The following is an 11,242-nucleotide window of genomic DNA, read 5'->3' on the forward strand; positions in this document are numbered from 1 at the left end:
GGGTGGGAGGTAAGGACTCCGATGTGGCGAGCGAGCGCAGCAACGAAGGTCGGGCCGAGGGCGCGGGCCGGGTCTACCAGGCGGGCGGCGACCAGTACATCACCGAGCACCATCACCACCCGTCAGGACCCGCGGGGCCGGACTCGGTGCGGTGGCCGGCCGTCGGCCGGGCGCCGGTGGTGCTGCGGGACCGGGGCGACGTGATGGCCCGGCTGCGGGCCGCCGTCGAACCGGCGGCCGGCGGCGGCGCGTACGTGCTGCACGGGCTCGGCGGCTGCGGCAAGACGGCCGTCGCCCACGAGGCGTTCCGCCACGCGACGGGCGTCGGCGGCCGGGTCGGCCTGTGGGTGAACTCCTCGGACACCGCCTCGCTGCGCGCCGGCATGCTGGCCGTCGCGGCCGACCGGGGCGCGAGCGACGGCGAACTCACGGCGGCACGCGGCGGGTTACGTCCCGCGGCCGACCTGGTCTGGGACTACCTCGACCACTCCGAACAACCCTGGTTCCTGGTCCTGGACAACGCGGACGACCCGGCCGTGCTGCGGGACGGCGGCTGGCTGCGGACGAGTTCGCGCGGCACGGTCCTGGTCACCACCCGGCAGGCGGCCGCCCACTGGTGGCCGGGTGCCGAGCGGTTACACCTCGGCGTGCTGCCGAGGGAGGACGCGGCGCGCGTGCTGCGGGACCTCGCTCCGGAGGCGGGCACGGACGAGGAGGCCGCCGAAGTCGCCGACCGGCTCGGCCGGTTGCCGTTGGCCCTGACGCTGGCCGGCGGGTTCCTCGCCCACCAGGTGATCGACCGCTGGACACTGGCCGAGTACGGCCGCAACCTGGCCGCCGACCCGATCGAGCTGATCGACCAGGGGGCGGAGGCCGCCGGCGGGGACGCACGCCATCTGGTCAGCTCCACCTGGGAGCTGTCGCTGCGGGCCCTGGCCGACGGCGGCCTCCCCGAGGCCGTCACGCTGCTGCGGCTCCTGGCCTGCCTGTCCGGCGACCCGCTGCCGCTGTCGCTGCTCTCGGGCCTCGAACTGCCCCGCGCGGAGCCGGCGTTGCGCGGGCTGCTCGACCAGTCCCTGACGGAACTGGTACCGGGCCGCCAGGTCCGGTGCCTGCGGACGCACGGCGTGCTGCTCGACAGCGTCGCGCGAGGCGTGCCGGCCGAGCAACGAGCGCCACTGGTGGCGATGGCCGCCGACCGGCTCCTGGCGACGCTCCCCGAGATCCCCCGACGAGGCGCCGCCGACGAACGGTTCAGCCTGCTGGCCCCCCACGCGATCGCCCTCCTGCGGAGGGCGGCCACCTGGAACGTCGCCCTCGAACCGGCGACCCGGGCGGTCCTACGACTGACCACCGCCCTCCACCGGGCCGGCGACTACACGGCGGCCCTGACACTGGCCACGGAGGCCGACTCCCTCGCCGAGCCCACCCTCGGCCCCGAACACCGGCTGGTGCTGCGCGTCCGGGAGCGTGCCGCCCGGGCGCTTCGCCGAGCAGGGCGATTCGAGGAGGCGGAGACACTGCATCGACGGGTGCTCGCCGACTCCGAGCGCGTGCTCGGCGCCGACGACCCGGACACGCTGGAGTGCTGTCTCGGCCTGGCGCAGTGCCTGTACCGGGATGACGCGGTCACCGAGGCGGTGGCGCTGATCCGGCGTGCCTCGGCGGGGCGTGCCAGAGTGCTGGGCGAGGACCACGTCCTGACGCTTCTCGCACGGCATTTCCTGCTCGCGGTGTGGCCGGGGCCGGAGCTGGAGGCTCAGGTCCCGCACGGCGCCGCTCTGTTGGCGGACTGCGATCGTGAGCTGGGTGCCGGACATCAGATCACCCTGGCCGCACGACTCAACTACGGTTTCGCCCTGTTCCACACGGGTCGGCACGCCGAGGCCGCTGCCGTCAGTCGGCTCTCGGCCGAGGCACATCTGGCCCACTACGGTGTCGACCATCCGCTCACCCTGGCGGCTCGGACCCAACTCGGGCGTGTACTTGTGGCGTTGGGTCAACGGGACGAAGGCGTCGAACACTTGGAAGCGGTCGTGGCGGGGCGTACTCGGGTGTTGGGTCCCGACCATCCGTGGACCGGGTTCACGCGGACGCTCCTGGCCGGGCTCAGGGATTAGGAACCTTCGGCATCCACGCCCGCAACGGCCGCTGGATCAGCTCGCGGTAGGAGTGGTGGGAGGGGTGCTGCCCCGCGTGGTCGAGGACCCAGTGGGCGACCTGCTCCTCGTCGGCCAGGGAGTCGGACGCGTTGAGACAGACCGCGCACTGGGCACCGAAGACGATCGGCTCGGCGTCGGGCTCGTCGTCCAGCGCGACGACCCACTCCTCGAAGCGGTAGACGGCGCGCGTCACTTGGGGTCACCACCGTTCTTGCTGAGCCGGTTGGTCTGGCTCTGGGCATTGACCTGGCGAACTCGCTCACGGAGGCGGTCGGCCGCTTCGTTCTCCGGCTCAGGGGGTGACGGCGTGCTGTTCATGGGGGCTCCCCTCCGCCTCGACGCGATGGCAGAGGGCAACCGTATCTATACGGAGGGGAGCGTCGCAACGGTTAGACCGCGTGCGCGTTGTGAAGAGATAGGGGTGTTCAGGGGCGTGCCCGCTTACCGTTCCCGCCGAGCGGAGAGCCGAAGTCGCCGGCCTTGATGCCGAGGGCGAGGGTGCGGAGTCGGGTGCGGTTGGTGGTGAGGATGAGGCCGGGGGTGTCGCTCTCCCGGAACAGGGTGCCGTCGACGGAGGCGGCCAGTTCTATGCACTCGTTGCCGCCGGTTGAGAATGAGGATTTCTGCCACCGGTTTTCTGACATGCCAGAACCTTCACAATTGATGCGCGAGGGAGCGCATGAGATCCCGAGTTTCTGATGGGCTGAGGGTAATTCCCTCGATGTAGTCCATGATAACGCGGTAGTTGACCAGATGGGTTTCGGAATCGATCAGTGAGCTGCCGTGCGGGACTTCGAGGTGGACCGTGTCGAGGCGGGGGACCGGGCCCGCGGCGTAGACGGTCGAGATCCCGACGTTCGGGAATGCGCCGGCGGAGAAGGGGATGACCCGGATGGTGATGTTGTCCCGCTCGGACGCGTCCAGGAGATGCTCGAGTTGGCCCCGGGCCACCTTTGCTCCGCCGAGCTCGATGCGCAGCGCCGATTCGTGGACCATGAACGTGCAGTGCGGCGCGTCCGTTCTGTCGAGCACGTCGCGGCGCCGCATGCGAAAGGACAGTCGGCGCCGCAGTTCCTGCGGATTCGGCCACGGAACGTCCGTCGCCAACACGACCTTCGCGTATTCCTCGGTCTGAAGGAGACCCGGCACGTGCATGATGTGCGTCGTGCGGAGAGCCTTCGCGTGGTATTCCAGCTCCGCGACGTCGAGGGCTCCGGTGGAGAGCGCCCCTCGGTACTCTTCCCACCAGCCCTTTCCTCGTTCGTCGGCCATGTCGGCCAACGCGTCGATGTGTTGCTCGTCGGGATAGTGGTAGATCCGGGCCAGCACTCTGACGCGTTCGGCGCTGACTCCGAAGCGGCCTGCCTCCAGGTTGCTGATGCCGGTCCGGTTGGTGTTCAGCTCGGCCGCGGCCTCCGGGGCCGTCATGCCGGCCCGTTCGCGGAGCTTGCGCAGCTCCGTGCCGAGTCGCCGCTGTCTGGCGGTGGGTGCCTGTCTCGGTGGCACGTGATCTCTCCCCTGCGATCCGGATAGATCCGAACTACGGTTCCCGTATACCTGGCTAGGTGGAAGGCGTAGCACTCGTTGGATCTGGTGCCGTATGGTCTCACTATGCCTCACGTTGGGTAAGTAAGCGAACCCGCTCCGCGCCCGGCCGTGTTGGGAAGGAACCGCCGTCATGACCATCGCCACCCGCTCCTACCGCCTCACCGCGCCGAACGTCGTGGACACGCCTCGGCTCGCGCGTCACCACGTCTCGGAACTGCTCACCCTCGCCGGGCACGGCGAACTCGTCGACACCGCGCGGCTGCTCGTCAGCGAGGCGGTAACGAACGTGTACCAACACACCACCGCGGACCGGCTCTCCATCCGTACCGACATCCGTTCCGACCAGGTTCGGGTGGCCGTCCAGGACGCCGCTCCGCGCCGCATGCCCCGCGTCTCGTGGGCCGACAACGACGCGCAAAGTGGCCGTGGCCTGGCGCTTCTCGAACTGCTGGCCGCCGCCTGGGGCGTCACCTTCCACGGGGCTCCGGAGCCGGAAGCGAAGACCGTCTGGTTCGAACTCCGGTCCGACGGGGGTTGCTAGCCTGCTGTTCTGTTCAGGACATACGGGGGAAGAACATGAGCGGTATGCAGGGCTGGCCGGGTGCGGGATATCCCCCGGCGCCCGGACCCGGCAACCAGGGCGACGACAGCGGCAAGCGCTTCGGGATCTGGGCCGGCGTCATCGTCGTGGCCGTGATCGCCTCGTTCGGGCTCGCCGCCGCGACCGGTGCCGACGCGCGAGGCGGCGGGGCCAGTGCGACGGGGCCGGTCGGGCCGGGGGACATCGGCGACCTGGAGGGCTTGGAGGACCTGGAGGGTCTGGAGGACCTCGAGACCCCGGACTTCGGTGACAGCACCGGCTCCGACGGCCTCGGCGACGGCTTCGACGACGGGACGGACGGGTTCGACACCACCACCCCGACCGAGGAGCCCACCCTGACCGACCCGACGCTGGAGGCGTACCAGCAGGTCGGTTCGGGCGACTGCCTCAACAACTGGATGACGGACGAGGTCACCTGGGCCTCCGACCTGCCCGAGGTCGTCAACTGCGACGCCGAGGGCGCCGCCCTCTGGGTGTCCCAGACCAGCGAGTACTCGTCCGACTGCGGGATGACCGCGGGCCAGTCGTACCTCTCCTACAGCGCCGGCCTGGAGACCGTCACCCTCTGCGTGACCCGCCAGTTCGACGTCGGGCAGTGCTTCCTCGGCATGTCGGACGGCAGCGCCAACCTCATGAGCTGGGTGGACTGCGAGGGGACCATCCCCGCGCCCTACAGCCAGCTCTACAACGTCACCGCGGTCTACTCGGCGCCCGCCAACACCGATGGCGAGGAGTGCCGTTCGGCCTCGGGCGACGACTTCTGGTGGTGGACCGTCGACGACGACTCGGTGCTGCTCTGCGCCGTGGTCTACCGCTGAGTTCGGGGGAGAGTGCAGTGAGCAACCCATACCAACAGCCGAATCCGCAGCAGAACCCGATTCCGTACCAGCCCACGCAGGCGGCGCAACCGATACAGCAGCCGCAACCCGTACAGCCGCCGCCCCAACCGCAGCCGGGGTACGGGTTCCCGCAGCCGCCGGCGCCCGCCCCGGCCCCCGGCTACGGCTATCCTCAGCCGCCGATGGCGCCGATGGCGCCGATGGCGCCCGGCGGTGGGTGGCCGACGCCCCCGCCGCGGCACGGCAATCCGGGGCTCGCCGTCCTCCTCACCATCGGCGCGACGATCGTGCTGATCCTGGTGTACGGCTTCCTCACCGGCGCCGTCGTCGACTTCGAGGCGCTGGTCGAGGAGGCGATGACCGAGGGCACCGACCCGGACGTCGCCCAACTCACCTGGCTCGCCGTGCTGCTCGGCGGCCTGATAGGTCTGCCGGCCGGGCGGCTCGCGCCCGGGCAGCCGGGGCTCTACGTGCTCGCCGGCGGGTGCGCCCTGGTGGCGATCCTGGTGGGGGAGACCTTCGCGACCGCCGTGCTGGCCTCCGAGGCCACCGACGGGGCGAAGGGAGCCCTGGAGTTCTTCTTCGAGGACTTCGGCGACATGTGGGACGGCTGGACCACCGACGCGCACGGTTTGACCTGGCTGTTCGTGGCCCTGGCCCCGGCCTCCGCCGTGTTCACCGGCTTCCTGCTGGGGCAGAACAGGCGCCCCGTAGCCTGACGGCATGAGCACGAACAAGACGACCCGAGAGGCCGTGCGGGAGCTGCTGGGACGGATCGGCGCGGGGGACCCGGACGGGATCGCCGAGCTGTTCGCCGAGCCCGTCGACTGGCGGGTGGACTGGCCGGCGGGCGAGCACGGCCGGGCCGCCACCCCGTGGATCCGCGCCCGATCCACCCGCGCCGACGTCGCCGAGCACTTCCGGCAGATCGGCGGACACCACGTGCCGGAGGCGGCGGGCACGGTGGTCGAGCGGATCCTGGTGGACGGCGACGACGCCGTCGTCACCGGCGAGATCCGGGGGACCGCCAAGCCCACCGGCCGGCCCTACCGCTCCCGGTTCGCCATCCATCTCACGGTGGCGGACGGCCTGGTCACCAGGTACCACGTGTACGAGGACAGCCTGGCCGTGGCCCAGGCGTTCGAGGTGTGACTCAGCAGCCGGGCAACGGGTCCTGCTCGACGGGACGTTCGGGCGGGCGCGGGGCCTGACGGACGGCCAGCTTGGCGCGGCAGTCGGGGCCGAGGCCCCACAGCCGCGCCTCGCGGCCGTGCAGCGGCCGGCCGCACAGCCGACAGGTGACCCGCGGGCGGCCGTCGTTCCCGCGGTCCTCGGCCGGGAGTTCCAGGAGCTCGTCCGTCATCTCTCCTCCGGTGCGACCAGCGGGAAGAGCCGGCTGACGGCCGCGACCGGGGCCGCGGCCGCCGGTCGGCCGCGGCGGTCCTGGTAGGGGGCGAGCAGCGCCCGGATCTCCTCGGCCAGGCGGGCCAGTTCGGCCGGGGTGACGTGGACGACGGTGGAGAAAGCCTCGTCCCGCCGCCACTCCTCGGGCACGGTGGCGCGGTGGGCGAGCCACCGCTGGTAGCTCTCGTCCTCCAGGCCCCTGGCCAGCACGTCGAAGCCGGCGTCGGCCGGCCAGGCAGGCTCCGCCGGCGCCCGCAGCCGCCAGGGGCGGACCCGGCCGCCCCCGGTGTGCGGGGCCTCCTCGATCAGGCCGTGCCTGGCCAACTGCCGCAGGTGGAACGAGCAGAGCCCGGAACTGTGGCCGAGCCGCCGCGCCGCCTCGGTCGACGTGACGGTGCCGAGCTCGGCCAACAGGTCGAGCAGCGCCCGGCGCACGGGGTGTTCGGTGAGAGAAGGAGGGGCCGTGGTCTCGTCTTCTTCGGTCACTTTGCAAAGTCTGGTACTTTGCAAAGCGTCGAGTCAAGTCCGGGAGCCCAGGAGGACGTTGTCATGGCTGCTGTGTTGGTCCAGGGGGAGCCCGTCGACACGTATCCCCGGCCCGCGCCGGAGGCGGAGCGCGGGTCCGTGCGGCGGATCACCGTGGTCGGCGAGGATGTGCTGCACCGGCCGTGTCGGGACGTCACCGGGTTCGGCTCACCCGAGCTGGCGCGGCTGGTCGACGACCTGTTCGCCACGCTCGACGTGGCCGAGGGCGCCGGGCTCGCCGCCAACCAGGTGGGCGTCGACCTGCGGCTTTTCGTCTGGGACATGACCGACGACTGGGGTGTGCGGCACGTCGGGCACATCGCCAACCCGGTGCTCGACGAGGAGCCGGCCGAGCGGCGCACGCTGCTCGAGGAGCCCGAGGGCTGCCTGTCCGTGCCGGGGCCCTTCGTGCCGCTGGCCCGGCCCGACCACGCCGTGGTGCGGGGCGTCGACCTCGAAGGACGGCCGCTGGTCATCGAGGGGCGCGGCTACTTCGCGCGCTGCCTCCAGCACGAGACCGACCACCTGTACGGCCGCCTCTACCTGGACCGGCTGGCCGCCAGGGACCGCCGGGCGGCGCTGCGCGAGATGGCCGCCCTCCACGACGAGGTGCTGGCCCGCCGCGCGGCACGAGCCGGGCGACGGGCCAGCGGGTGAACGGATGGAGAGGAAGGGCGCGGTCGGTCACTCCTGGCCGACCGTGACCTCCTCGTCGTTGCGGATCTGGTTCATCAGGGCCGTCGTCTGGTCCATGTCCCACAGCACCGCCGACTGCCCGTCCGGCGTCTGGAAGCCGGGGTCGGCGACCGGGATGTTCATCCGGTTGGCGCCGCGCATGCCCCAGAACATGGAGCGCAGGTCCCACAGCGACATGTCCTCGTCGACGATCAGCGAGTCGAGGGAGGCGTTGGCCACCGGGAAGAGCCGGAACGGGTTGAGCAGCGTCGACGGGGAGGCGGCCTGGTCGGCGAGGGTGCCGAGGAAGTCCTGCTGGTTCTTCGTGCGGCCCAGGTCGCCCTCGGCCTCCTGGTAGCGCTGGCGGTTGAAGGCGAGCGCCTCGGCGCCGTTCATCTGCTGGCAGCCGGCCTCGAAGTTCGCGCCGGAGTTCCGGTCCTGGACGGCCTCGTCCAGGCACATCTCGACGCCGCCCAGCGCGTCCACCACGTTGGCGAAGCCGGCGAAGCCGATCTCGACGTAGTGGTCGATGCGGACGTCCAGGTTGTGTTCGATGGTGCGGACCAGCAGCCAGGGGCCCTCGATGGCGTAGGAGGCGTTCAGCTTCTGCGTCTGCTCGGGGATCCGGTTGCCGGACTCGGAGCCGGTGAACTCGGGGATCGTCACCCAGGAGTCCCGGGGCAGGCTGATCATGGTGCTGCCGTTGCTGCCGACGTGCAGCAGCATCATCGAGTCGGTGCGCTTGCCCTCGACGCTGCCGGTGTGCAGCTCCTGCTGCTGCTCCTCGGACAGGCCCTCACGGCTGTCGGAACCGACGATCAGGTAGTTGGTGCCCTCGCCGGACTCCGGCCGGTCCTCGACGACCGACAGGTCGACCTCGCGGCGCAGCTTGCCGTCCGCCCAGAAGTAGGTGGCGGTGCCGACCGTCACCAGCACCAGCACCAGGGCCAGCGCGGTGTAGCCGAGGCGGCGGCCCCAGCGGGGGCGGCGCGGCGGGTTCTGGCCGTACTCGTCGTCGTACGGCGGGGCGGGCGGGGGCGGTCCCTGCCGCTGGCCGGCGCCCCGGTAGATCTGGCCCTCGTTGTAGTCCGCGTCGTAGCCGGGCCCCGGGCCGGCCGGCTGGTACGCGTCGTGCTGCGGCGAGCGCTGGCGCGGGGGTCTCTGGACGTGCGGCATGACCCGTGCGCCCTCGGGCGAGGGGCGGCGGTTCCGGTGCTGCTCGTCGTCGGTCCATCCGTTGGGCCAGTCGCTCATAACACAGCAGTCTGCCTGGGTGGGCACGACCCGCGGGAGGTGGGGTGCGGACTGTGGCGGATCTGATGCAAACGGTCGCACTGGGTGCCCGGCCCGGCGCTGTTTAGGCTGAGGATATGACTGACCTTCCCGGGAAGCCGACCGAGGCCTCCCGCACCGCTCTCTCCCACATCATGTCGCCCAACGACGTCAACCTGCTGGGCACCGTGCACGGCGGCGTGATCATGAAGCTGGTGGACGACGCGGCCGGGGCGGTGGCCGGCCGGCACTCAGGGGGCCCGGCCGTCACGGCCTCGATGGACGAGATGGTGTTCCTCGAACCCGTCAGGGTGGGCGACCTCGTCCAGGTGCACGCCCAGGTCAACTGGACCGGGCGCACCTCGATGGAGATCGGGGTGCGGGTGATGGCCGAGCGGTGGAACGAGTCGCGGCCGGCGACCCGGGTGGCCACCGCCTACCTGGTGTTCACCGCCGTCGACGAGAACGGCAAGCCGCGCCCGGTGCCCCCGGTGGTCCCGGAGACCGACCGGGACCGCGGCCGGTACCAGGAGGCACAGATCCGCCGCACCCACCGGCTGGCGCGCCGCCGCGAGATCCAGGAGCTGCGGGCCGGGCACGAGCGGTCCGGCTGACGTCCACCCGCGCGCGTTCCGTCAGAGGCGGGCGATGCGGGCGTGGCGCTGGCGCGGGGCGCGGCGCGGCGGCGCGACGCCGGCGAGCAGGACCAGCCGGGCCGCGCGGTGCCGCTGGCCGGCGTAGGGGGCGAGCAGTTCGAGCATCCGGTCGTCGTCCGCGTCCCGCTCGCCGGCGAGCGCGTAGCCGACGGTCCCCGGCAGGTGCAGGTCGCCGACCGTGACGGCGTCGGGGTCGCCGTTGCTGCGTTGCAGCGTCTCGGCCGCGGTCCACGGGCCGATGCCGGGGACGGCCTGGAGCCGGGCCAGCGCCCGGGGCAGCTCCATCGTGGCCGCCTCCTCCATCCGGCGGGCCACCCGCGCGGCCCGCACCACGGCCGCCGAGCGCTTGGGGTCCACGCCGGCCAGGTGCCACTCCCAGGACGGGATCAGCCGGTACGTCCGCGGCTCGGGCGGCACGAACATGTCGAGCTCGGCGCCGGGCCCGGGGGCCGGCTCGCCGAAGCGGCGCAGCAGCAGGCGCCAGGCGCGGTACGCCTCCTCGGTGGTCACCCGCTGTTCGAGGATCGAGGGGACCAGCGCCTCGAAGACCAGGCCGGTGCGGGCCAGCCGCACGCCCCGGTGCCGGCGCAGCGACTCGGCGACCAGCGGGTGGTGCGGCACGAACGCGGCGGGGTCGTCGTCGGCGCCGAGCAGCGCCGGCAGGTTCTCCAGCGCCCAGTCGGCGCCCGGGCCCCAGGCGGTGCAGCCGACCGCCGGGTCGCCGGCGGCGAGCCGCAGGGTGGCCGGGCCCAGCGGGGTGCGGGTGGCCCGCCACAGCAGGCCGTCGCGGGCGGCCCGGAACGCGGGGTCGTACGGCCCGCGCCGCAGCACCAGCAGGCTGCGGCGCAGGTCGTACGGCGTGGGCGGGATCCAGTCGCGGTGCGGCACGACCGGCAGGCTACGTGACGGGCTCGGCGCCGCCGGCGCCGGCCGTCCCGCGGTCTCCCTATCCGCCCTGGAGGGCGGCGGCGCTGGTGCGGAGGGCGGGCAGCTCGTCGTAGAGCCGGCCGCCTGGGCAGTCGGTGGCGTAGGCGTCGCGGTGCCCCGACACGTTGTCCAGCTCCACGATGGTGCCGGCCGGCCACTTGCCGCCGGTGCTCTCGCGGTTGCGGGTGCCGGTCGGGTCGCCGTCGTGCAGGCCGAGCTTCCAGGCGGTGAGCCGGGCGAGCGCGTCCTGGGCCTGCGTGCTCGGCGCGGTGTCGGAGTGGGTGCCGAGGAGGGCGACGCCCGTGCTGTTGTGGTTGAAGCCGAGGGTGTGGGCGCCCTGCACGGGCTCGGCGACGCCGCCGGCCCGGCCCTCGTAGATGGTGCCGCAGCGGTCGACGAGGAAGTTGTAGCCGATGTCCCGCCAGCCCTGGCTCTCCACGTGGTAGCGGTAGATGCCGCGGATCAGGGCGGGTGAGTCGGAGCAGGCGTAGTCGTTGCCGCCCGCGGTGTGGTGCACGAAGAGGGTCTTGACCGTGTCCGTGTAGAGGAACCCGCTCTCCCGCAGCGACTCGTCGGCGCCCCAGCCGGCGCGGCTCACGATGCTGGGCCGGGGGGCGGCGCGGTCGGCGGCGG

At 72.3% G+C, this 11,242-nt stretch carries 16 protein-coding genes; 7 read left to right on the forward strand and 9 right to left on the reverse strand.

Going from position 1 to position 11,242, the window contains the following annotated elements; genetic code table 11:
- Nucleotides 1-2: 2 nt before the first annotated feature.
- Nucleotides 3-2,120: a tetratricopeptide repeat protein gene (locus tag E1283_RS22315; protein ID WP_243745014.1), complete on the forward strand. Its 2,118-nt coding sequence runs from the start codon at nt 3-5 to the stop codon at nt 2,118-2,120.
- On the opposite strand, the gene E1283_RS22320 is transcribed toward E1283_RS22315, so the two are convergent.
- The 4 genes from E1283_RS22320 to E1283_RS22330 form a co-directional block, all read right to left on the reverse strand.
- Nucleotides 2,110-2,355 carry a DUF7848 domain-containing protein gene (locus E1283_RS22320; protein WP_132819901.1) on the reverse strand — a complete coding sequence of 82 codons (246 nt, stop codon included), beginning with the start codon at nt 2,353-2,355 and terminating at the stop codon, nt 2,110-2,112. The genes E1283_RS22315 and E1283_RS22320 overlap by 11 nt on opposite strands.
- A complete protein-coding gene (locus E1283_RS39490; RefSeq protein ID WP_279571287.1) occupies nt 2,352-2,480 on the reverse strand; it encodes a hypothetical protein in 129 nt (42 codons plus the stop codon). The genes E1283_RS22320 and E1283_RS39490 overlap by 4 nt, the downstream gene beginning before the upstream one ends.
- Nucleotides 2,481-2,587: 107 nt before the next feature.
- Entirely contained in the window at nt 2,588-2,806 is a 219-nt protein-coding gene (locus E1283_RS22325; RefSeq protein WP_132819902.1) for a DUF397 domain-containing protein, read from the reverse strand.
- Between the two features lie 10 nt (nt 2,807-2,816).
- Entirely contained in the window at nt 2,817-3,668 is an 852-nt protein-coding gene (locus E1283_RS22330; RefSeq protein WP_132819903.1) for a helix-turn-helix domain-containing protein, read from the reverse strand.
- Between the two features lie 172 nt (nt 3,669-3,840).
- On the opposite strand from E1283_RS22330, the gene E1283_RS22335 reads away from it, so the two are divergent.
- The 4 genes from E1283_RS22335 to E1283_RS22350 all read left to right on the forward strand — a co-directional run bounded on the left by E1283_RS22335 (nt 3,841) and on the right by E1283_RS22350 (nt 6,302).
- Nucleotides 3,841-4,251 carry an ATP-binding protein gene (locus E1283_RS22335; protein ID WP_132819904.1) on the forward strand — a complete coding sequence of 137 codons (411 nt, stop codon included), beginning with the start codon at nt 3,841-3,843 and terminating at the stop codon, nt 4,249-4,251.
- 35 nt (nt 4,252-4,286) lie between these two features.
- Nucleotides 4,287-5,129, forward strand: coding sequence for a hypothetical protein (locus E1283_RS22340; protein ID WP_132819905.1), 843 nt, complete (start codon nt 4,287-4,289; stop codon nt 5,127-5,129).
- Between the two features lie 203 nt (nt 5,130-5,332).
- Nucleotides 5,333-5,869, forward strand: a complete 537-nt coding sequence (locus tag E1283_RS22345) for a hypothetical protein (RefSeq protein WP_132819906.1) — start codon at nt 5,333-5,335, stop codon at nt 5,867-5,869.
- A 4-nt stretch (nt 5,870-5,873) separates the two neighbouring features.
- Complete coding sequence (locus tag E1283_RS22350) at nt 5,874-6,302, forward strand: nuclear transport factor 2 family protein (protein ID WP_132819907.1); 429 nt, start codon at nt 5,874-5,876, stop codon at nt 6,300-6,302.
- A gap of 1 nt (nt 6,303) precedes the next feature.
- On the opposite strand, the gene E1283_RS22355 is transcribed toward E1283_RS22350, so the two are convergent.
- Entirely contained in the window at nt 6,304-6,513 is a 210-nt protein-coding gene (locus E1283_RS22355; protein WP_132819908.1) for a DUF6011 domain-containing protein, read from the reverse strand.
- Nucleotides 6,510-7,040 (reverse strand): winged helix-turn-helix domain-containing protein, encoded by a 531-nt coding sequence (locus tag E1283_RS22360; protein ID WP_243745015.1) that lies wholly within the window; start codon nt 7,038-7,040, stop codon nt 6,510-6,512. Before E1283_RS22360 ends, E1283_RS22355 begins: the two co-directional genes overlap by 4 nt.
- Before the next feature lie 63 nt (nt 7,041-7,103).
- Here E1283_RS22360 and def point away from each other — a divergent pair, with 63 nt between their 5' ends.
- The gene (gene def, locus E1283_RS22365) at nt 7,104-7,736 is read left to right on the forward strand and encodes a peptide deformylase (RefSeq protein ID WP_132819910.1); all 633 of its coding nucleotides are present in this window, start codon (nt 7,104-7,106) and stop codon (nt 7,734-7,736) included.
- A gap of 27 nt (nt 7,737-7,763) precedes the next feature.
- Here def and E1283_RS22370 read toward each other — a convergent pair whose 3' ends face one another.
- Nucleotides 7,764-9,008, reverse strand: coding sequence for an LCP family protein (locus E1283_RS22370; protein WP_132819911.1), 1,245 nt, complete (start codon nt 9,006-9,008; stop codon nt 7,764-7,766).
- Between the two features lie 116 nt (nt 9,009-9,124).
- On the opposite strand from E1283_RS22370, the gene E1283_RS22375 reads away from it, so the two are divergent.
- The gene (locus tag E1283_RS22375) at nt 9,125-9,640 is read left to right on the forward strand and encodes an acyl-CoA thioesterase (RefSeq protein WP_132819912.1); all 516 of its coding nucleotides are present in this window, start codon (nt 9,125-9,127) and stop codon (nt 9,638-9,640) included.
- 21 nt (nt 9,641-9,661) lie between these two features.
- On the opposite strand, the gene E1283_RS22380 is transcribed toward E1283_RS22375, so the two are convergent.
- Both E1283_RS22380 and E1283_RS22385 read right to left on the reverse strand, forming a co-directional pair.
- Nucleotides 9,662-10,570 carry a DNA-3-methyladenine glycosylase family protein gene (locus tag E1283_RS22380; RefSeq protein WP_243745016.1) on the reverse strand — a complete coding sequence of 303 codons (909 nt, stop codon included), beginning with the start codon at nt 10,568-10,570 and terminating at the stop codon, nt 9,662-9,664.
- 58 nt (nt 10,571-10,628) lie between these two features.
- On the reverse strand, nt 10,629-11,242 hold a 614-nt coding region (locus E1283_RS22385), incomplete at its 5' end, for a peptidoglycan recognition protein family protein (protein ID WP_165956211.1).

The organism is Streptomyces hainanensis (genome assembly GCF_004348415.1).
Classification (GTDB): Bacteria; Actinomycetota; Actinomycetes; order Streptomycetales; family Streptomycetaceae; genus Streptomyces; species Streptomyces hainanensis.